This is a genomic window from Pseudomonas sp. FSO-7 (assembly GCF_059579345.1).
Genome location: NZ_CM184193.1, coordinates 4,027,619 through 4,048,067 on the forward strand (window position 1 = coordinate 4,027,619; position 20,449 = coordinate 4,048,067).

The following is a 20,449-nucleotide window of genomic DNA, read 5'->3' on the forward strand; positions in this document are numbered from 1 at the left end:
AACCTGTCGTGGATACCCTGTCGATGAAAAAATATCTGATCGGTTTGATGCTCGTGGCCAGCCCGCTGATAACCTGGGGCGCCAACGAAGAACTGCGTTTCGGGGTCGATCCCACCTACCCACCCTTTGAGTCCAAACGACCGGACGGCACCCTGACAGGTTTCGATATCGAGCTGGGCGAAAGCTTGTGCAGCGAATTGCAACGCCGTTGCGTCTGGGTCGAAAACGCCTTCGACGGCATGGTCTCGGCCCTCAAAGGCAGGAAGTTCGACGGGATACTCTCTGCCCTCTCGATCACTGAAGCACGCAAAGCCGAAATTGCCTTCTCCAACACCCTCTACGACACCCCGGCACGCCTGGTGGCCCCCCAAGGCAGCCCGTTGCAACCGACGGCAGAATCCTTGCGCGGCAAGCGCATCGGCGTGCAGCAAGGCAGCGTGTTCGAAGTCTACGCCAAGCGGATGTGGGGCCTGAAGGGCGTGGAAGTGGTGCCCTATCAAAGCAGTGACTTGACCTATTCGGACTTGATCAACGGTCGGCTGGATGCGGCGTTCGACGATGCCATTGCCGTCTCCGAAGGCCTGCTGAAAAAGCCAATGGGCAAGGGTTTCGGCTATGCCGGCGAGGTGGTCAAGTCACCGGAAATCTTCGGCCCGGGCACCGGCATCGGCTTGCGTAAAAGCGATACCGCCCTGGCCGGGGAAATCAATCAGGCGCTCGAACGACTCCATCGCAATGGCACCTACGAGCGCATCGCCAGGAAGTACTTCGACTTCGACATCGCACCGAAATAAACCACCCGCGCGGAGCCTGACAGCATGTTTCTCGAAGGGTACGGCTATCTCATTTTCCAGGGTGCGTGGCTGACCGTTCAGGTAGCCACGTGGGCCGCCTGCGTCGCCCTCGTGCTTGGCCTGCTCGGGGCCTTGGCGAAACTCTCGCCAGTGGCGCCGCTACGGCTGCTCGCGACGGCCTACACCACGCTGGTGCGCAGCGTGCCGGACCTGGTCCTGATGCTGTTGATCTATTACAGCGCGCAAATCGGAATCAACCAGATAGCACAGGCGTTCGGCCGGGAATCGTTGCAGTTGAATCCCTACGGCACCGCCATTGGTACGCTGGGATTCATCTACGGCGCGTACTGCGCCGAAACCTTTCGCGGGGCCTTGCGGGCCATCCCGTTTGGCCAATTGGAAGCGGCCCGGGCCTATGGCATGAGCCATTGGCAAGTTCTGCGACGTATCCGCCTGCCGCAAATGCTGCGGTTCGCATTGCCCGGCATCGGCAACATCTGGCAAGTGCTGTTGAAAAGTGCCGGCCTGATCTCGCTGCTGGGCCTCAATGACATGGTCCAGGTCGCCAAACAAGCAGGCAACGCGACCTCAAGGCAGATGTTCTTCTACCTGGTGATTGCGGCGATCTTCCTGGCCTTTGCGATCCTCTCCAGCCTGGCCCTCAAACACCTTGAACGACGCTACAGCATCGAACCGCAGCGGAGCGTGTCATGATCGAGATATTGAAAGAGTTCGGGCCGAACTTCCTCTGGTCCGACGGTTACCGCTGGAGTGGTTTGTCCGTCACCTTATGGCTGTTAGTGACCTCCGCCCTTATCGGTCTGGCCGCGGCGATCCCCCTGGCGCTGGTTCGCACCTATGGCAATCGTTGGCTGGCACTGCCTGTACAGTTTTACACCCTGGTGTTTCGCGGCACGCCGCTGTTCGTGCAACTGCTGATCATCTACAGCGGCCTGGCAAGCCTGAGCCTGATCAGGGAGTCGCCGAGCCTGTGGTGGTTCTTTCGTGACGGCATGCATTGCGTGATCCTGGCGCTGGCCTTGAACACCTGCGCCTACACCGTCGAGATTCTCGCCGGCGTACTGCGCACCACCCCACGCGGTGAGATCGAGGCGGCGCTGGCCTTGGGTATGACCCGACGTCAATTGTTCATTCTGGTGCTGATACCGAGCATGCTGCGCCGGGCACTCCCGGCCTACAGCAACGAAGTGATCTTTGTCCTGCACGCCACGGCCATCGCCTTTACCGCGACCGTTCCTGACATCCTTAAAGTCGCGGCAGATGTCAACGCTGCCACCTTCAAGACGTTCCAGGCCTATGGCATTGCCGCGCTGCTTTACATGTTGCTGGCGTGCGCGCTGGTGGGTGTATTCCGATTGGCTGAACGCCGATGGCTGGCCTTTCAGCGATAACGATGAAGACCTATAGAGGCTCCGCGGTCTGGATGAGCGAATTGAGCACCAGCTTTATTTCAATCGCCGGGTCTTTATGCCCTTGCAATATCAAGCCTTCAGCCAAGGCCGTGAAGGTCTTCGCAAGCGCGGCATCGTCCAGCGGCGGCTTCTTGCCAGCATGGTTGAATATGATGGTAATCAACTTGCCCAGGGCTTCGCTGTTTTCCTCATGCAAGTCGTAGTAATGCTGTGAGAACTCTTCATCACGCAGGGCGATCAGTTGCAACTCGGCATCGAGGATCGCACAGCGGGTATTGTTCTTCAGGGTGTCGATATAGGCATTCAAGCCATGACTCAACTGCTCCGCCGAATAGCCCGACGCCAGGGTCGTGCTCAATCGATCTATTTCAACTCGCTTGAAGCGTTGAGTCAGTTGCAGGAGCAAGTCCGATTTACTGGCGAAATTGGAAAAGAAGGCCCCTTTGGAAAAGCCGGCCTCCTCGGCAATAACGTTGACACTGGCGGCGTGGAAGCCTTTGCTGATCATCAGCTCAGTGGCGGTGTCGAATAATTTATCTCTTGTTACTTGCTGGCTCTCTTCTCGACCTAGTCTCTTTTTAATCACGCCCTCGGCTCCTTTGGCCAGTCAAAATATGCACCTGTAACTGAATGCGACGAAGCGGCTACTCACTGTATGGAATCCATTTTCGCCATCATATCTTATAAGCACCTCGCTCAATCATTTACATTTTAACTTTCATCCAGTGCCATGTATGTGCCATGTAACCGGGACAACCCGGGGCGAATGCAAGATGACTATGCAGTCACCTTTTTTTACTTGGGTACAGGCCCATCCAAACCTTGGTGGTCATTGCCTGGGGAGTCAGATGGGGGCCCTCCTACCTTCCTCGAAGCAGCATTTCCCGGTTCTCCACACCACCCCTCCAGCGTGAAAAAAACCGCGTAAGGCCCGGTTCAGAGCCATCGATTTGACACCGCCATGAAATACCGCTTGATTCTCAGATACCGAATGGTTTTTAATTGCGCCGTTGGTGGAGCCCAACGCCTGACCCAGGCATCGCGTCCGTGACACGATTCTCGATGCAATGGCAGGTCATCTCACAGGAGCGGTATTTTAATGGAATATGCCTTCGTTACAGGCGCTACTGGCCTGCTCGGGAATAATGTCGTTCGTGCGCTGTTGAAACGAAACATCAAAGTAAAAGCACTGGTCCGTTCCGCAGAAAAAGCCAAGAAACAGTTCGGCGGTCTGCCCGTGGAATGGGTCGAAGGCGACATGCTCAATGTCGATGCCTTCAGCCACGCACTGCAAGGGTGCGATGCCCTGTTTCATACGGCGGCCTATTTCCGCGACAGTTACAAAGGCGGAAAACACTGGCAAAAACTCTATGACACGAATGTGACCGGCACCGAACGCTTGTTGCAAGCCGCCTATGCCGCCGGTATCCGTCGTGCCGTCCACACCTCTTCCATTGCCGTGTTGAAAGGCAATAAAGATCAAGTGATCGATGAAACCATGTCTCGCAGTGAACAGGAGGCTGACGATTACTACTTGAGCAAAATATTGTCCGAACAAAAGGTCCAGCAATTCCTGGCGCAGCACCCGGACATGTTCATTGCCATGGTCTTGCCAGGGTGGATGTTCGGCCCGGGGGATATCGGCCCGACGTCCTCAGGACAGTTCCTGCTCGACTTTGTCGGACAAAAATTGCCCGGCGTACTTCCCGGAAGCTTTTCCGTCGTCGATGCCCGGGATGTGGCCGAACATCAAATCGCAGCCATCACCCGCGGCAGGTCCGGAGAGCGTTACCTCGCCGCCGGCAATCACATGGACATGAAAAGCATTTTCCAGGCGCTGTCCAGCGTCAGTGGCGTAAAAGCCCCGGAACGAAAAGTGCCGTTGTTCATGCTGCGAATCATCGCGCTTATCTATGAAGGTTATTACCGGATCACCAAGAAACCGGTACTCATCAGTACTTCCACAGTCAAGCTCATGGCGCAGGAACAAGGCCGTACTCATTTCAGCCACAACAAAAGTTCAAGGGAGTTGGAATGCCAGTTCCGCCCTGTCGCTGAAACCCTGACCGATACCTTGGACTGGTATCGGAATAACAACTACACAGATGCTTAATTGAGACACTTCATATAAAGCCTGCCTCTGCAGTACTTTTTTTGACGCGCCCTATATCCAAGGATTGAAAGAGGTTGGTAAATGAAAAGCCTTTCATGTAAAGAAGGTTTTCTGCATCGCTTTGTCGGTTTTTCGGAATCGTTCCCCGAGCAAGTTGCTATCCGGCACCTGGACACGGAAGAAGATACCGTCACTTACCGCGAGCTGCGCATCAAGGCCGAAGCCTGCAACGGCACCCTGACGGCCCTCGGTGTATTGCCAGGCGATAAAGTAGCGCTGGTGCTGCCCAACGGAGTGGCGTTCATCGCTTACTACCTGGCGATTATCGGGCGGGGTGCCATTCCGGTCATCCTCAACTGCAAGTTGACCCCCTTCGAAATGAACAGTGTCGTCAGCCTCGCCAGGCCGACGCTGGTGGTCACGACCGAAACGCTATGGGGACAACACCGCGAGGTATTCCAGCCGGATAACGGCGTCAGGCACTCCCTGGTGCTGGACGGTGGGAACGAACCGTCATCGCCCCTGCCCGCCAATGCAACAGCCTCCTCTCAACTCCCTCAACAGCTCGAACCCTTGTTGTTGCCCGACGGCAATCCGATCGTCTCGGTGCAGTTCACCTATCGTGGCATCGGCAGGCCCCTGGCTGTCTCTCACCGCTACCTCGACCTGACGCAATCGAGCGATGGGCTGCACGAGCACTTTCACCTGCAAGGCGTCGGCTCTGTGCACCTGGTGACGCTGCCGCTGTATGCCATCTTCGGCCTGTCGGTGATGATGGTGTTCCCCTTGAGCGTGGGCGCCACCCTGCTCATGACCAACACCCTGCTCAACCGGGACCTGGCAGAAGTCCTGTCCGAGCATCAGGTCACCTTCGCCTGCCTGGTGCCCGACGTCATTCGCTACTTCAATACGCGGCTGGCCAAACGCAAAGGCGCGCGGTTGCCGTTGCACCCGCAACTGATGATCTACTCGGGCGGCAGCCACTTGCCGGCCGCTGAAGCCGAGAAACTGGGCACGCTGCTGGGGTGCAATCCGGTGCTGCAGGGCTATGGCTTGACCGAGAGCATGCCCGTGATCGTCCAGAGTTCGATTGGCACGGTCCACCGCGGTGCCATGGGCCAGCCGATCAGCGGCGTGGAACTGCGCATCGTCGATGCCGAGGGCCAGGACGTGGCACCCGGGCGCATTGGCGAATTGCTGATCCGCGGCGCGATGGTGATCGACGGCTACAACGATGCCGAAGACATCAACGCCCGGTTCTTCCGCGATGGTTGGTTCCACAGCGGTGACCTGGTCTGGCGCGACGACGGTGGGCATGTGTTTTTCTTTTGCCAACGCCTGCGCATCTCGAAGATCAAGGCGCAGATGGTCGACCTGGTGGAAATCGAATCCATCGCCCTCAAGCACCCCGACGTGGTGCGGGCCAGGGCCTATATCGTCCCGGACCACAAGGAAGTCAACGTGCTGCACCTGTGTGTCGAAGGGACCGGCGAGCTGACCCAGAACGCGCTTTCCACCCTGCTTTCGCACTACCTGTCGGGCTTCAAGCTGCCCAAGACCATCGAGATCATCTCGCTCAAGGAAGAGGCCCATGCACGCTAACAGCACCCAACCGGTACTGGCCGTTTTCGACTTCGACGGCACATTGACCGACCGGCACACGTTCTGGCGCTACATGCGTTTTATCGTGGGCACCCGTTCGTTCTGGCTCAGGATCATTCCGCTGCTGCCCAAGATGCTCAGCGTAATCGTGGGCATCACGCCGCTGATGCAGGCGCGCCTGGCCTTCATTGCCTGTTACCTGGGCGGGCTGTCGGTGGAGCAAGAACGCGAACACGCCAAATACTTCATCAGCGAACAGCTCCCGCGCTGGCTCAGGCCCGAGGCGTTGCGGCGGCTGCAATGGCATCAATCCATGGGGCACGTCACCGCCCTGGTCAGCAACTCGCCGGAAAACTACCTGATCCCCTGGGGCCAGGCCGCGGGTTTCGACTATGTGTGCGGCACACGCCTGGCGACGGCAAAAAACAAACTGACGGGCGGGATATCCGGTACCAACTGTGTAGAGCGAGAGAAAGTCACGCGGCTCAAAGGCTGCCTGAGCAACCTCGATGATTTTTACATTTATGCCTACGGCGATTCATCAGGCGACGCTGACCTGCTCGGCATTGCCCACTCTCCCTTCTACAGAAACTGGTACTGATCGATGAACACGCTGAGCACGTTGGCCCCCAAGCATTTCAAGCGCCCAGGCAGTGCCCCGACCATCATGATCGTCGGCGCCGGCCCCGTTGGCCTGTCCCTGGCAATCATGCTGAAAAAATGGGGCGTGGCGTTTCGCATCATTGAAAAGAACGCCGGCCCCTCGACGGCGACCAAGGCGATGGCGATCCACTCCCGGACCCTGGAAATCTTTCGCGACCTGGGCGTTGCCGAGCAAGCCATCAACGATGGCTTCACGATCAACCAATTCTCCGTGCAGTCGAACGCCAAGCGGGTGCTGAACTACAACTTCTCCTACCTGGACGCGACCTATCCCCTGCTCTTGAGCCTGCCACAGCCGCAAACCGAGAAGATTCTCCTGGAGCGGCTGAAGGAACTGGGCGCAGAGGTGGAGTGGAACACCGAACTGGTGGACATCGAAAACCTGCCGGGTTCGGTGCGCATGACGCTCAAGCATGCCGACGGCACTGACGAAACCTTCACCAGTCGCTGGGTGGCCGCCTGTGACGGAGCTCGCAGCAATATCCGAAAACGCCTGGACATGACCTTCGAAGGTTCGTCCTACGACCGCTTCTTCATGCTCGCCGACGCCGATATCGAGTGGTCCGGCAGCAAGGACGAAGGCGCATTCTTCCTGGGTGCGCAGGACGGTTACGTGGCCGTCGCACCGATCAGCGCCCAGTCCCGTTATCGGCTGTTCATCGAAATGCCCTACAACCTGCCCCCCGAAGGCGAGCGCCCGTCCTTGAGCCTGGAGAACTTCCAGCGCCTGTGCGAAGGACGCGGGCAAAAGATGACGCTGTCCAACATCTCATCGACCACCATCGCTTCCTTCCAGCATCGCCGCGTGCAAACGATGCAACAAGGCTCGGTGTTCCTACTGGGGGACTCGGCGCATATCGGCAGTCCCATCGGTGGCCAGTGGATGAACCTGGGGGTTTCCGAGGCCTATAACCTGGCCTGGAAAATCGCTTATGTCGATCAAGATTTGGCGGATCCATCCTTGCTCGACAGCTACAACGAAGAGCGTTATCCGGTGGCCTTGGAAGTGGAGAACACCGCACACCGCCTGACGGGGCTGATTACGGTCCGGCGTCGCGCCCTGGTCTGGCTGCGCGACCACGTCCTGCCCCTGTTGAGCAACCGGAAAAAAGCCCAGCGCACGTTGCCGTCGATGATTTCCGGTCATCAATATCACTATGGCAAGAGTGACTACATCCAAGAATCGCTGACGAAGAAACAGCGCACAAACTGGAACAAAAAAGGCAAAAAACCCGAGTTCCAGAGCGCAGCGCCCCGCGCCGGGCAACTGGCGCCGGATGTCGAGCTGTGGCAACTGCAAGGGATGCCCACAAAACGCTTGATCGACCTGTTTCATGGGACGTTCACGCTGTTGATCTTCAGCGCGGCCGATCAGTTTTCGCCTTTATTGCCAGGCTATTACGCGTTGGCCGAGTCGGTGGAAAAGGACTACCCAGGCATCAAGGCCTATTGCGTGATCGACGCCCTGAGCAGCGCCGGGCTGCCGGCCTGGCACTCGACACTGCTGGACCCCGATTGGCGGCTGCACAAGCGTTACCACGCCAAGGAAGGCACGTTGATGCTGATTCGTCCTGACGGCTACATCGCTTTCCAGGGCGCCGATGCAATGACCCTGGTGACGTATCTGAACGTAAGGTCCGGGTTGCTCAAGGGCGCCAAAAGAACAATATCTTGCGAGATCGACGCAGTGGAACTCCAACTTTAAGTCGCCCCATGGCTACTGCCAATTTGCTTCATTGATATAAACAAGGCCCAGTCCTGGGCCATGATTTTTGATCTTTCTTCTGCATAGAAATATCGACCGACTTGGTTAGGAGAACCTTATGCGCATGCAACTTAACGATGTGGTGCAGGAATTCATCGTGTCCAACGGAAGAATAGCCCATAGCTATTTCTCTCTGTCCGAAAAGATCATTGAATCATTGTGCGAATCCAATATCGCCAAGGAAGCGATATTGCTGCGCGTATTGGAACAGGCCGAATCCGTCACTGCCCACTATTTCAATGCTCATCAACAAGTTCTCGAGGGTGTTTATGCCCACGGGATCGAAACTTCGGTCAGCCAGAATGTCGCGGTGCTGGAGCCTGTTCACTCGAGCCCGACAATCGTGGCCCCGATGCCTGCCACCGAAACCATCGAACCGGCCGCCGCACTCAGCTACGGGCAATGGTTGCGCGCCGAAATCAGCACAGTCACCGGGTTCCAGGCGCAACAGATCGACTTCGATCAAAGTTTCGAAAGCCTGGGGATCGACTCGCTGGGGCTGGTGGATATTTTCGAATCCCTGGCCCAGCACTTCCCGGAAAAGAAAGCACTGACCTCGCAGCTTTTCGATGCCCCGACCCCGACCGCCTTGCTGGCACGGCTCGAAGCCGATCCGCAGGCACCGGCGGTGGACGTCCACGGGTGGGTACTCGACCAACTGGCGGCGATCACCGGCTTTACGGTCGAACAGATCGACCCGACACACAGCTATGAGAGCCTGGGCCTGGATTCGCTGGTGCAGCTGGATTTCCTCGAGTCGGTCGTCGCCCGGTGGCCGCAGCTCAAGGCTCACAGTTCCGAGCTGGCCAATGCCAAGTTCCCCCAGGCAACCATCGCCCTGATTCAAGCCGCCCTGGCCGGTCCCCAGTCGCAAAGGGCGCCTTGCGAGGCGCCTTCGCCGGCCACGACGGACACTCAAGGGCAGGAAGAAAACTTGTTGCTCAGTGCCCTGTCGCCGTTGATCCCGGACGCCGCGCAGGCGATCGATATCCAGACACCTTTCGCCCAACTGGGCCTCAACGGCTTCGCCCGGGAAGCGCTCTGCCAATCCATGGCGCAGCAGTGCCCGGCCAGCGAGTTTGCCGGTGAAGCGCTGATGTCCCGCCGCACGCCCCAGGATGCCTTGTCGCTGCTGGCCAGGCTGAGCTGAGCCCAGCGGCAACAGGAATGGAATCCGGGTGACCGAACAGGTCACCCAGCATTTTGGTGATCAGGAGACAGGGTATGAGTGGCGCAGTCACAACAACGGGCGGTTTTTGCTTCAGCGCGATGGCGGGCGAGTTTCCGGGGGCGCCGTCAACGGAGGCGCTCTGGCAGTTGCTCGCCCAAGGGCAGGTCGCACCGATGGAATCGATGCCGACGCGCTGGGAAGTGGACAAGGCGTCGATCTATTCAGCCAAGGCCGGCGAGAAGGATCGCACCTACCTGGACAGCGCGTTTTGCCTGACCGATGACGCCTCGATCCCGTCCCGCCACGAAGGACGACAGGTCGCCATCGGCCAGAAGGTGCTCCAGACGCTGTTCGCCCAACTGGCCGGGCAAGGCTCGCCACTGAACGGCGAACGCACGGCGCTGGTGGTCGCGACATCCTGGAGTGACGAGAGCTATTTCGTCACCGGCCTGTCCGGAAAAACCGCTGCATCGCCGGGCTTTACACCGGGTGAACAAGTGGCGGCACTGGCCGCGGCGTTTGCCTTGGGTGGGCCGGCGTTATCGGTGGACACGGCCTGCAGTTCGTTCCCCTATGCCCTGGACATGGCCCAGGCGCTGGTCAACAGTGGCCAGGCGGACAACGCGATTGTCATGGCCCTCAATACCGTGCTGCCACCGGCGCTGTTCCTGGGGTTCTCACAATTGACGGCATTTTCCGCCCGGGCGCGGATGGAAGCCTTCGGCCAGGACGCCGACGGCATCGTGCCGGGCGAATGTGCGGTCGCGTTTCTGGTCGAACCGGTCGCCCAGGCCCTGACGGCCCAGCGCCGCCCCCTGGGCGTCTTGCGCGCCTTGGGCATGTCCGCCGATGGCGCCGAGGGCTCGGTGTTCGCCCCCGGCAAGCAGGCCCAGTACTCGGCCTACCAACGTGCTTATCGCGGCCTTGACCCAAGGGACGTGGACTACATCGAGACCCACGGCACCGGTACACCGCTGGGGGATGCGACGGAGCTGGCCTCCCTGAACAGCTTCTTCGCCCCCCATCGCCCGGACGGCGAGAAAATCACCATCGGTTCGATCAAGTCGGTCATCGGCCATCCTCTGGCCGCTGCCGGCGGCGCGTCGCTCGCCAAGGCCTTGATGATACTGCGCCACAAAGGCATTCCACCGCAGCCTGGCTACCGTCCCAGCACAAAGGTCGACGACACCTGCCTGCGACTCGCCACCCAGCAGGTACAGCCTCTGGAGGCGCGTCAGTCGGCGATCCGGATTGGCATCTCCAGCTTTGGTTTTGGCGGCGCCAACGCGCACCTGGTGGTGGACGAATACCGGCCCGACGACCATCCCGCCGCAGCCCCCGCAACCACTTCCGGCGTGCTGATGCTGGACCTTGCCATTGTCGAGGCTGAAGCAGCGCTGGGCAGCCACCGCTCGTTGCAAGCATTCCAGCAGCAGCTCGAGCAACCCGCCGCCCCCTCGGTCATGTTTCCTTATGGGCGCTTCGTTGATTACACCCCGGCACCCGGTCAACCTTTGCTGGGCAAATTTCTCGCCCAGGACCACGTCATCGATATCGACGGCTTCGGCATGGGCCCCAAGCCGCTGGCCCATGTCGATCCGTTCAAGCTGTTGATCACCGACCGCGTCAATCACTTGCTGCGACGCTTGCCGGGCGTGGCCGGTTCGCCCGGCACCGCAATGGTGATGTGCTGCAACATGGGCGGTGAGCGCTTCAGCAACGCCTATAGCAGCGCCCACACCTTCTATTCCCGGGCGCAAGGTGCGGCGCCGGGCGTCGAAGTGACTGACGTGGCAACCATGTTGCCAAACATGCTGTCCGGCTACCCGGCGCAGATTTTTGACTTCAAGGGTTTCCATCAGACCCTGGTCGGCACGGCGGGCCTGTTCTGGCAGACCTTGCTGGCCTCGTCGCAATGGTTCGACAACGGCATCACCACGCTCCTGCTCGGCGCCGGGCGTTTTGTCAGCGGTGAAATCGAGGTCGAGCGCGCCCGGCGCAGCACGACGCTGCAGGGTGAAGGGCTGGGGTTGCTTGCGCTGCGTCGCTATCAGCCACAGGCCACTGACAAACCTTTGCTGGTGATCCGCGCCGCTGTCCTCGCCCATGCGGCCGACTCGCTGGAAGCAGCCTGCCAGTTGCTGGGCAAAGCGCCAAGCGACTATTCGAACGTTGAGGTCTGCGAGTTGCAGCCGGTGGCGACGCCCGCCAGCGGCTCGCTGCAGGAGATCACCGGTTTTCTGGCCGAAGCCAGTGGCATCGAAACCCTGCTGGCAGTGCTGCTAAAGAGCACGACCCATACCGTGATCGAAGTGCGCGAAGCCGGCAAGGCGGTGATGTGGCTGTTTACCGAGCAGCTTCGCCAGTGGAGCCCGATCACGACCGAGGCCAGCTCGCCCATCAAGCATCCTTTCATGTTGCGCTTTGCCCATTCGTCATCCCACGAACTGCAACAGGTCATCACGCCTGTCAGCCGGGTCCGCGAGCCGCAGAACGATGGCGTCGACGTGCAGCAGCTCAGCGACATGCTCACCAGCACCCTGCTCTCCGGGCTGCGGGTACGGGTGCGCGCCATGGAAAGCCTGTTCGCCCTGCACCGTGGCGATACCGCCCAGCGCCCGGCGCACTGGCAGCGCAGCGCGGAACATCGTGTGATCACCCACGCCCAGCGCACCCCTCAGTCGCTGCACGCCCAACTCGTGGTGAATGAAGCGCACCCGTACTTTTTCGATCATCCCCTGGATCACATCCCGGGCATCCTGCTGCTGGAGGGCGTGCTGCAACTGCTCGAACTGGCCATGCCGCCTCTGAGCGGACGGGTCGCCTACATCAAGACCCTGACGATCAAGTTCCAGCACTACGTACAGAAGCAGGGCACGGTCGATCTGCACGTCGAGCAAGGCGAAGATCCCCAGGTGTTCAATGCCAAGGTCATGCAGGCCGGAAAAGTGATGTGCACCTGCGTCCTCGCCATGGCCTACAGCTCGGCGTTCGAGACCTCGCCAGCCGGCGAGTTCAGCGCCACGCCCTGCCGCGACAAGGCCTTGCTGCACAAGGCCAGGGCGGAAAACGTCATCGTCAGTGACATGAGCGGCGTCGCCCAGGGCCTGAGCGTGGACACCGTGAAATTGCCGCCGGAGCACTTCTTCCAGGCAGGCGATCCCCAGCACTATTCGATGGTGTATTTCCTCGAAGTGGCTCGCCAGTGCTACATGCAGATCGCCCACAGCCACCTGCGGATCCCGCTCAATACCCCGATGAACCTGCTGGCCTTGAGTTTCACCCTGGATCGGCCCATCCCCAGGAACAGCCCACTGTCATTGGCGCCGCAAGCCGGTTTCGAGGCGTCGCTCCAAGCCTTCAAGACCAACCGCATCTATATCGACCTGTTCAACCGGGGCGAAAAATTCGGTCAAGCCAGCATTACCGCCCAGGTGCTGAGTCAATCGGCGCCAGCAGCCTGAGCATTGAATGGATCTGCCCATCCCGCATGACCGTGCCCCCACAACCAAGGTGTCGCCGTGAACGATGTCAACGTGCAAGTCATAGTCAAATCGCCCCCTTCCGAAATCTGGAAGCTCTGGAGCAATTTTCCCGAAGCGCCACTCTGGGATACCGACGTCCGCCAGTGTCAACTCGACGGTCCGTTCCAGGCGGGAACCCACGGCCGATGTGTCCTCAAGAATGGCTTGAAGATGCCTCTGAAACTGGAAGCCGTGAGCCCGCACGAAAGTTATCGCAACAGCGCCCGGCTGCTCTGGATCGACCTCGAATTCGATCATCGGATGCGCCGGCTCTCTGCCGATGAAACCCATGTCACCCATAGCGCGAAGATCTCGGGCCCGTTGAGTTTCCTGTACCGCGGGCTGCTGCGCAAAGCGCTGGCCACGGCGATGACCACCGCACTGGACAACCTGTGCAGGCTGGCTGAACAGAGGGCCACCGACGCATCGGGGCGCGGGAAAACCGCGACGCCCTTGCACCTCGTATGACGTCTTCGAACACGCTTCAACTACTTATCGATAACAGCAACATTCGGATCTAGCATGAACCTACAGAAAAACACCCGGTATCTCGTCATGGGCATCATTGGCCTGGGTGTGACCGCCCCAGCGTCGAGTTTCGCCGACACACTCGGCCCCTATGTCAGTGGCATGGGCGGCGTGAACTGGGTCGCTGAACAGGACCTCAACCAGAACGACCTGGACTTCGTCGAGATGGAATTCAACCAACCGTTGCATTCCGGCTTCGCCACCGGCCTGGCGCTGGGTTGGCGATTCCCGGTCGGGCTAAGGCCTGAAGTGGAACTGAGCTACCGCCGCAATACCCTGACCCAGTTCAATCATCGGGTCTACGAGGGTGGCGGCAGCATCGACGGCAAAGGCGAAGAGGAAGCCACCAGCCTCATGGCCAACCTCTGGTATGACGTCACAAACCTGCCAGCCCCCTTGAGCCGGTTCACCCCTTATGTGGGCGGTGGCCTGGGCTACGCCGTGCTGACCGTCACCGGTCTGGAAGCCGGCGGCGTCGAGTTCGGCGACAGCCATCGCGACACCGTCTCGGCCTGGCAACTCGGCGCCGGGGTCGCTTACGAACTCAGCGAGCATTGGTCCATGTCCCTGGATTATCGCTACTTCAAGACCGGCGAAGCACACTTCGGCAACATCCAGGGCCTGCCCCAGGGCGATGTGCAAACGGAGTACAACGCCCAGTCCTTGATGCTTGGCCTGCGCTACTGGTTGTAAGCGGTAGACGGATCGGCGCCTTGCCTTGGGCAGGCGCCGATTGATCATCATGCCTAGCGCAAGGTACCCGGCGCCTGGCGCCCGGCAAAACGTGCAGCGGCCACCGCCCTGTTGGGAACGTCCAGCGCGCGGATCAACGAAGAGACATGGATGCGCACGGTGAAGGGAGAGATCTCAAGCGCCGCGGCGATTTCCTTGTTGGTCTTGCCTTCGGCAATCAATTGCCAGACCTCTCGCTGGCGAGACGTGAGCCGGCTCATATCATCGTCGGAACCGAGCGGCAGCGGGCCCGACGGTTCGTACTTGACCAGCACTTCGCCACGGCGAATATCGGCGATGGCCTTGCCGACCTGATCAGGGGATAGACTCTTGCCGACAAAGCCATCGACACCTGTGTCCATGACACGGCCAATGACATCGCTGTCATCCAGGGTCGAAACCACAATTATCACGGTGTGCTTGAGTGCCTGGCGCAACTGCGCGAGCTCGCTGATGGAACCCAGGCCGGGAAGACGTATTTCAAGAATCAGCGTATCGAGCGGTTGTCCATTCGTTGCCAGCGTCCGTACTTCCTCCAGATTCCCTGCCTGTTCGATCATTGCGTCAGGTATCAGGCGTTCCAGCAACACCATCATCCCCTCTCGGAACAGCGGATGCTCATCTGCCACGATAATCCGGCACATCTTCCGACCCGAGACGCGTCTCTCATCGCGTCCCATACTGCATCTTGACGACTTCACTGATTCTCTGCGCAACGCCATTGGCGGGAGGCGTGACGGATCGGATCGACTGACCACGATAAGGTCCGTCCGCGGGAAACCAGTTCTGGACAACGACAACCTGTTTCGGCTGCTCGGCCGAAGCCGGGCCCGTGGAGATTTCATTGGTGAACTTGCAGGTATCGAACGTACCCAGGGCCGTCTTGATCGTTTCACGCCCGTTATACGTCAGCTTCTCGACGACATCGAATTCGACCGTTGCCCCGGCGCTCACCGCTTTGTTTTTGTAGCTGACGGTGACGGTCTGCCCGGGTTGCAGATCAATCGGTGTGGACGCGGGAGGCTGGTAGGTGGTGGTCACCAACGATGCCCCGGCACCATGGCGATCACCGTAACGAACCAGCCGACCGTCCTTGATCTCGGCGAAGGTCGTCGTCAGGAAAAACGGCGCATTATTCAGGAACGACGTGTGCACCGACGCCACCGGATTGGCGCCGGCAAACGCCTCACGCCCGAGTGTCTCGGTTTTGCCGCGACTGGTGGCTGACGACAGGTTGTCGCGACTTTCATACTCCACCACCGTCCCGGCCTGGAAATCCGCCTCGTTGGTGCAAGCCGCAGAGGACGTCTCACTGGCAGTGGAAGCCGACGCACCGGCGATAAAAGATCCCCAGCCACTGGCGACAAGGGTCGAGACGGCAAATGCCGTTACGAGGCGCTTGCGATAAGCCGGGCAGATGTTGGATTTTCTGGCAGGTGTGCTTTTCAAAAAACAGATCCTTGTTCAGATAGGCTCGATGCGACCGATCGAAAACCCGATTGCGCTCATAGGTTAGGGTCGAGTGCCGACCGGCGCTATAGCGCAAGTGTGCTATAGGCTTTGCCCTCGTCCTGGATGGGGAGATGATCGAGACTACCGATACGCGCCAGACCATGACATCATAAGGCCACTATTTTGGTCGGGCCTGGACGCGCATCATTCTTCAGCCTTGAAACCGTATCAGAGGCTCGTATGACCGAATCACTGGAGCGCTTTGTCCAGGCGCAAGCGACAACCTATGACCGCGCTTTGCTCGAGCTACGGCGTGGGCGCAAGGAAGGCCATTGGATGTGGTTCATCTTTCCCCAATTACGCGGCCTGGGTGTCAGCGAGAACGCCACCTACTACGGCCTGCGCGGCCTGGAAGAGGCGCGCGATTATTTGCATCACCCGCTTCTGGGACCGCGACTCGAACGCGCAACCCGCGCCGTCCTGGACTCGAACGTCGCCGTGGAAAAACGCCTGGGGACGCTTGATGCGATGAAATTCGCGTCCTGCATGACGCTGTTTGCCGCGGCCGCGGGCGAGCACTCCGTGTATGCCCAGGCGTTGGAAGGTGGGGTGAATGTCGACTCAAGAACCCTGGAATTACTTAAGGAGTCAGAGAGGAAAAAAGTCTGATTACGAAACATGGACGCTGGTGGTTCAGGTGGCCAATCCAATGAATCGAATAGCTAGAACGAAAGCACAAAGCGGCATCCAGCCTCGATCTCCTCACCACCCGACAGCGCTCCAGGCACAAACCCGCAACGCTCAAGGACCTTCCTTGAGCCGACGTTGCTCTCATAGACATAAGCCACCAGTTGCGTAAGCCCCCAACGCATCTGTGCTTCCTGGATCAGGTGTTTCAGGGCCAGCGTTGCCAACCCTTGCCCGCAAACGCGTTGATCAATGCGATAGCCCACCTCGGCGCAACCGTGTGGTGAATGGATGCCTTTCAAATTCGCCCGCCCCACGATTCTCCCGCTGGCATCTTCGATCACAAACGGGTGCCAGGCGCCCGCAGCAAAATCGGCCAGATAGCGTTCAATGTGATCGGTGACGCCCATCAATGAATAAAAGGCAGGGTCCCGTGGGTCGATCTGCGACTCGAACCATTCACGGTTATGGTTTTCGAACGCCAGGAGCGCTTGCACATCGGTGATTTCCAGCTCGCGAATCCTGAAGGGTTGCACTGATTGTTTCTCCTGGGCCGTGAAGCGCAATCGTAAGGTCGAGTGATCGTTCATGGCGAGTTTTTTTGCATGAGCGGACTTGTGTTGGGGGGCCGCTGCGCAGCCCAGCGGGAGCAAGCTCCCTCGCCACAAAAAGCGGCGCAGTGCGCGTTCGTTGAGATCGAGGGATGGAACACCGAGGGGCTTTTGTGGCGAGGGGATTTATCCCCGCTGGGCTGCGCAGCGGCCCCAAAAAGCTGAATGCGCTCTGCCTGACACCACAGGGCCAGCCTTCAGGGCCGCTTCACGCCCCAGCGGGGATAAATCCCCTCGCCATAGGTTGATGAATGCCTCACCCCAGCCAAACACAAACCCGTGGCGAGGGAGCTTGCTCCCGCTGGGCTGCGCAGCAGCCCCAAAAAGCTGGACGCGATCTGCCTGAAACACCGCAGGTGTCTGACTTCAGGGCCGCTTCGCGCCCCAGCGGGAGCAAGCTCCCTCGCCACGAAAGCCGGTGCAGTGCGCGTTCGTTGAGATAGAGGGATCGAACACCGAGGGGCTTTTGTGGCGAGGGGATTTATCCCCGCTGGGCTGCGCAGCAGCCCCAAAAAGCTGAATGCGCTCTGCCTGAAACACCACAGGGCCAGCCTTCAGGGCCGCTGCGCGCCTCAGCGGGGATAAATCCCCTCGCCACAGGTTGATGAATGCCTCACCCCAGCCAGGCACAAACCCGTGGCGAGGGAGCTTGCTCCCGCTGGGCTGCGCAGCAGCCCCAAAAAGCTGGACGCGATCTGCCTGAAACACCGCAGGTGTCTGACTTCAGGGCCGCTTCGCGCAGCCCAGCGGGAGCAAGCGCCCTCGCCACGGGTTATCTGTTGACGGTGCCATAAACGAAAAATGCTCCGTACCTTTCGATACGGAGCATTTCTTCAAGGCTTCCCGCGGATTGCCAGGGCTTCACGCAACGGTGAGTCTCCAGGTTCAATCGCCTGCAGAATCCAGAGCGATTCTGCAGTTCCTATCAGGGGAGCCAGGGCGGAACCGGCCTGGAGTCCTTCAGGCGTCCTGGTTCCAGGGACGGTCTCCATGCTCGTCCTTGATGCGCGTCGGCAGGCCCATCACATCCAGTGCTTCGAGGAACGCCTCGGCAGGCAGCTCTTCGACGTTGACCATGCGCTGCACGTCCCACTCGCCACGGGCCACCAACAAGGCCGCGGCCACAGGTGGCACGCCGGCGGTATAGGAAATGCCTTGGCTGTCGGTTTCGGCGTAGGCGTCCTCGTGGTCGGCCACGTTGTAGATGAACATCTCGCGCGGCCGGCCATCCTTGGTGCCTTTGACCAGGTCACCGATGCAGGTCTTGCCGGTGTAGCCCGGCGCCAGCGAGCTCGGGTCAGGCAGTACGGCCTTAACCACTTTCAGCGGCACGACTTCCAGGCCCTCGGCGGTCTTGACCGGTTGCTCGGAAAGCAGGCCGAGGTTCTTGAGCACGGTAAACACATTGATGTAGTGCTCGCCGAAGCTCATCCAGAAACGCACGTTGGGCACGTCGAGGTTCTTCGACAGCGAGTGCACTTCGTCGTGACCGGTCAGGTACAGGTTCTGCGAGCCGACCACTGGCAAGTCATCGGTGCGTTTGACCTCGAACATGGTGTTGCTGGTCCACTGGCTGTCCTGCCAGCTCCACACCTGTCCGGTGAACTCACGGAAATTGATTTCCGGGTCGAAATTGGTGGCGAAATATTTGCCATGGGAGCCGGCATTGACGTCGAGAATGTCGATCGAATCAATGCGGTCGAAATGCTGTTGTTGCGCCAGTGCCGCATAGGCATTGACCACACCCGGGTCGAAGCCCACGCCGAGAATGGCGGTGATGTTCTTTTCCTGGCACTCCTGGAGATGATTCCACTCGTAGTTGCCGTACCAGGGCGGCGTCTCGCAGACCTTGCCCGGTTCTTCGTGGATGGCGGTGTCCAGGTAGGCCACGCCGGTATCGATGCAGGCACGCAGCACCGACATGTTGAGAAAGGCAGAGCCGACGTTGATGACGATCTGCGACTCGGTTTCGCGAATCAGCGCCTTGGTCGCTTCGACATCCAGAGCGTTCAGTGCAAAGGCCTTGATGTCGGCGGGTTGCTTGAGGCTACCCTTGGCCTTGACGCTGTCGATGATGGCCTGGCATTTGGAGATGTTGCGCGACGCGATAGCAATACGACCGAGTTCGTCGTTGTGCTGCGCGCACTTGTGGGCCACCACCTTGGCGACACCTCCTGCACCAATGATAAGTACGTTCTTCTTCAATTTCTTTATTTCTCCTTCCGCCAGCTCAAGAGAGGCTGGACAAGTAGTCGTCGTAAACAAACTCGCGAACCACCTCGACGCTGCCGTCGAGTTGCTTCACAACGATGGACGGCATTTTCAGGCCGTTGAACCAGTTTTTCTTGACCATGGTGTAGCCCGCTGCGTCGATGAACGACAGCCGATCGCCGATGGACAGCGGACGATCGAATTGGTATTCGCCAAAGATGTCTCCGGCCAGGCAGGATTTGCCGCACACCATGTAGGTGTGTTCACCCTCGCTCGGTGCCAGCTTGGCGTCCAGGCGATAGATCAACAGATCGAGCATGTGTGCCTCGATGGAACTGTCCACCACGGCCAGGTGCTTGCCGTTGTAGAGCGTGTCGAGCACGGTGACTTCCAGCGACGCGCTCTGGGTGATCGCGGCCTCGCCCGGTTCCAGGTAGACCTGCACGCCATACTTTTGCGAGAAGGCCTTGAGCCGTGCGCAAAAAGCGTCCAGGGCGTAGCCCTCGCCAGTGAAATGGATGCCGCCACCGAGGCTGACCCACTCGACCTTATGCAGCAAGTGACCAAAGCGCTCTTCGATAGTGCCCAGCATCTGGTCGAACAAACCGAAATCGCCGTTCTCGCAGTTGTTGTGGAACATGAAACCGGAAATATGCTCGATGACCTGCTCGATTTTCACCGGGTCCCATTCGCCCAGACGGCTGAACGGTCGCGCCGGGTCGGCCAGCAGGTAATCGGAGCTGCTCACTTGCGGGTTGACCCGCAGGCCGCGGACCTTGCTCGCCGACGCCTCGGTGTAGCGTTGCAACTGGCCGATGGAGTTGAAGATGATCTTGTCGCAGTTGGCGAGCATCTCCTCGATCTCATCGTCGGCCCAGGCCACGCTGTAGGCGTGGGTCTCGCCCGCGAATTTCTGCCGGCCGAGCTTGAGCTCATAAAGCGATGACGACGTGGTGCCGTCCATGTACTGCTGCATCAGGTCGAACACCGACCAGGTGGCGAAGCACTTGAGCGCCAGCAAGGCCTTGGCCCCGGACTGCTCACGCACATAGGCGATCTTCTGCATGTTCGCCAGCAGCTTTTGTTTGTCGATGAGGTAGTACGGCGTTTTGATCATTTTCGAGGCCTCCGGGCAAGGCGAGCCAAAAAAGGATGCGCATTGT

At 59.5% G+C, this 20,449-nt stretch carries 18 protein-coding genes; 12 read left to right on the forward strand and 6 right to left on the reverse strand.

Translation table 11 applies throughout. The features are described 5' to 3' along the window. Positions 1-23 precede the first annotated feature (23 nt). The 3 genes from AC515T_RS17355 to hisM are packed head-to-tail and all read left to right on the forward strand — an operon-like array spanning position 24 to position 2,206. Complete coding sequence (locus AC515T_RS17355; RefSeq protein ID WP_496529342.1) at positions 24-794, forward strand: ABC transporter substrate-binding protein; 771 nt, start codon at positions 24-26, stop codon at positions 792-794. 24 nt (positions 795-818) lie between these two features. Next, the gene (locus AC515T_RS17360) at positions 819-1,508 is read left to right on the forward strand and encodes an ABC transporter permease (protein WP_496529343.1); all 690 of its coding nucleotides are present in this window, start codon (positions 819-821) and stop codon (positions 1,506-1,508) included. Continuing rightward, positions 1,505-2,206 (forward strand): histidine ABC transporter permease HisM, encoded by a 702-nt coding sequence (gene hisM, locus AC515T_RS17365; RefSeq protein WP_496529344.1) that lies wholly within the window; start codon positions 1,505-1,507, stop codon positions 2,204-2,206. The genes AC515T_RS17360 and hisM overlap by 4 nt, the downstream gene beginning before the upstream one ends. 10 nt (positions 2,207-2,216) lie before the next feature. Here hisM and AC515T_RS17370 read toward each other — a convergent pair whose 3' ends face one another. Further along, on the reverse strand, positions 2,217-2,813 hold the full coding sequence (locus AC515T_RS17370; RefSeq protein ID WP_496529345.1) for a TetR/AcrR family transcriptional regulator: 597 nt from the start codon (positions 2,811-2,813) through the stop codon (positions 2,217-2,219). Between the two features lie 513 nt (positions 2,814-3,326). Between AC515T_RS17370 and AC515T_RS17375 the strand changes: the two genes are divergently transcribed. The 8 genes from AC515T_RS17375 to AC515T_RS17410 all read left to right on the forward strand — a co-directional run bounded on the left by AC515T_RS17375 (position 3,327) and on the right by AC515T_RS17410 (position 14,286). After that, on the forward strand, positions 3,327-4,340 hold the full coding sequence (locus AC515T_RS17375) for an SDR family oxidoreductase (RefSeq protein ID WP_496529346.1): 1,014 nt from the start codon (positions 3,327-3,329) through the stop codon (positions 4,338-4,340). 81 nt (positions 4,341-4,421) lie between these two features. Next, positions 4,422-5,942, forward strand: a complete 1,521-nt coding sequence (locus AC515T_RS17380) for a class I adenylate-forming enzyme family protein (protein ID WP_496529347.1) — start codon at positions 4,422-4,424, stop codon at positions 5,940-5,942. Beyond that, positions 5,932-6,543 (forward strand): HAD-IB family hydrolase, encoded by a 612-nt coding sequence (locus tag AC515T_RS17385; protein WP_496529348.1) that lies wholly within the window; start codon positions 5,932-5,934, stop codon positions 6,541-6,543. Before AC515T_RS17380 ends, AC515T_RS17385 begins: the two co-directional genes overlap by 11 nt. 3 nt (positions 6,544-6,546) lie before the next feature. Further along, on the forward strand, positions 6,547-8,310 hold the full coding sequence (locus AC515T_RS17390; protein ID WP_496529349.1) for an FAD-dependent monooxygenase: 1,764 nt from the start codon (positions 6,547-6,549) through the stop codon (positions 8,308-8,310). Between the two features lie 118 nt (positions 8,311-8,428). After that, positions 8,429-9,520, forward strand: a complete 1,092-nt coding sequence (locus AC515T_RS17395; RefSeq protein ID WP_496529350.1) for an acyl carrier protein — start codon at positions 8,429-8,431, stop codon at positions 9,518-9,520. Between the two features lie 74 nt (positions 9,521-9,594). Beyond that, positions 9,595-13,005: a beta-ketoacyl synthase N-terminal-like domain-containing protein gene (locus AC515T_RS17400; protein WP_496529351.1), complete on the forward strand. Its 3,411-nt coding sequence runs from the start codon at positions 9,595-9,597 to the stop codon at positions 13,003-13,005. A gap of 57 nt (positions 13,006-13,062) precedes the next feature. Continuing rightward, positions 13,063-13,533 carry an SRPBCC family protein gene (locus tag AC515T_RS17405; RefSeq protein ID WP_496529352.1) on the forward strand — a complete coding sequence of 157 codons (471 nt, stop codon included), beginning with the start codon at positions 13,063-13,065 and terminating at the stop codon, positions 13,531-13,533. A gap of 54 nt (positions 13,534-13,587) precedes the next feature. Further along, positions 13,588-14,286: an outer membrane protein gene (locus tag AC515T_RS17410; RefSeq protein ID WP_496529353.1), complete on the forward strand. Its 699-nt coding sequence runs from the start codon at positions 13,588-13,590 to the stop codon at positions 14,284-14,286. 53 nt (positions 14,287-14,339) lie between these two features. Here AC515T_RS17410 and AC515T_RS17415 read toward each other — a convergent pair whose 3' ends face one another. Then, positions 14,340-15,005: a LuxR C-terminal-related transcriptional regulator gene (locus tag AC515T_RS17415; RefSeq protein ID WP_496529354.1), complete on the reverse strand. Its 666-nt coding sequence runs from the start codon at positions 15,003-15,005 to the stop codon at positions 14,340-14,342. Next, positions 14,992-15,774 (reverse strand): hypothetical protein, encoded by a 783-nt coding sequence (locus AC515T_RS17420; protein ID WP_496529355.1) that lies wholly within the window; start codon positions 15,772-15,774, stop codon positions 14,992-14,994. Before AC515T_RS17420 ends, AC515T_RS17415 begins: the two co-directional genes overlap by 14 nt. 243 nt (positions 15,775-16,017) lie before the next feature. Here AC515T_RS17420 and AC515T_RS17425 point away from each other — a divergent pair, with 243 nt between their 5' ends. Further along, positions 16,018-16,446 (forward strand): DUF1810 domain-containing protein, encoded by a 429-nt coding sequence (locus AC515T_RS17425; protein ID WP_496529356.1) that lies wholly within the window; start codon positions 16,018-16,020, stop codon positions 16,444-16,446. Between the two features lie 53 nt (positions 16,447-16,499). On the opposite strand, the gene AC515T_RS17430 is transcribed toward AC515T_RS17425, so the two are convergent. The 3 genes from AC515T_RS17430 to AC515T_RS17440 all read right to left on the reverse strand — a co-directional run bounded on the left by AC515T_RS17430 (position 16,500) and on the right by AC515T_RS17440 (position 20,403). Beyond that, the gene (locus AC515T_RS17430; protein ID WP_496533155.1) at positions 16,500-17,000 is read right to left on the reverse strand and encodes a GNAT family N-acetyltransferase; all 501 of its coding nucleotides are present in this window, start codon (positions 16,998-17,000) and stop codon (positions 16,500-16,502) included. Positions 17,001-18,035: 1,035 nt separating this feature from the next. Continuing rightward, complete coding sequence (locus tag AC515T_RS17435; protein ID WP_496529357.1) at positions 18,036-19,280, reverse strand: saccharopine dehydrogenase family protein; 1,245 nt, start codon at positions 19,278-19,280, stop codon at positions 18,036-18,038. A 25-nt stretch (positions 19,281-19,305) separates the two neighbouring features. Further along, positions 19,306-20,403: a carboxynorspermidine decarboxylase gene (locus AC515T_RS17440; RefSeq protein WP_496529358.1), complete on the reverse strand. Its 1,098-nt coding sequence runs from the start codon at positions 20,401-20,403 to the stop codon at positions 19,306-19,308. Positions 20,404-20,449: the final 46 nt, after the last annotated feature.

Excerpts from the sequence above, each read along its gene's own strand:
- AC515T_RS17355 (WP_496529342.1), top strand. The coding sequence starts at position 24 with ATGAAAAAATATCTGATCGGTTTGATGCTCGTGGCCAGCCCGCTGATA.
- AC515T_RS17360 (WP_496529343.1), top strand. The coding sequence starts at position 819 with ATGTTTCTCGAAGGGTACGGCTATCTCATTTTCCAGGGTGCGTGGCTG.
- hisM (WP_496529344.1), top strand. The coding sequence starts at position 1,505 with ATGATCGAGATATTGAAAGAGTTCGGGCCGAACTTCCTCTGGTCCGAC.
- AC515T_RS17375 (WP_496529346.1), top strand. The coding sequence starts at position 3,327 with ATGGAATATGCCTTCGTTACAGGCGCTACTGGCCTGCTCGGGAATAAT.
- AC515T_RS17380 (WP_496529347.1), top strand. The coding sequence starts at position 4,422 with ATGAAAAGCCTTTCATGTAAAGAAGGTTTTCTGCATCGCTTTGTCGGT.
- AC515T_RS17385 (WP_496529348.1), top strand. The coding sequence starts at position 5,932 with ATGCACGCTAACAGCACCCAACCGGTACTGGCCGTTTTCGACTTCGAC.
- AC515T_RS17390 (WP_496529349.1), top strand. The coding sequence starts at position 6,547 with ATGAACACGCTGAGCACGTTGGCCCCCAAGCATTTCAAGCGCCCAGGC.
- AC515T_RS17395 (WP_496529350.1), top strand. The coding sequence starts at position 8,429 with ATGCGCATGCAACTTAACGATGTGGTGCAGGAATTCATCGTGTCCAAC.
- AC515T_RS17400 (WP_496529351.1), top strand. The coding sequence starts at position 9,595 with ATGAGTGGCGCAGTCACAACAACGGGCGGTTTTTGCTTCAGCGCGATG.
- AC515T_RS17410 (WP_496529353.1), top strand. The coding sequence starts at position 13,588 with ATGAACCTACAGAAAAACACCCGGTATCTCGTCATGGGCATCATTGGC.
- AC515T_RS17415 (WP_496529354.1), bottom strand. The coding sequence starts at position 15,005 with ATGGGACGCGATGAGAGACGCGTCTCGGGTCGGAAGATGTGCCGGATT.
- AC515T_RS17425 (WP_496529356.1), top strand. The coding sequence starts at position 16,018 with ATGACCGAATCACTGGAGCGCTTTGTCCAGGCGCAAGCGACAACCTAT.
- AC515T_RS17440 (WP_496529358.1), bottom strand. The coding sequence starts at position 20,403 with ATGATCAAAACGCCGTACTACCTCATCGACAAACAAAAGCTGCTGGCG.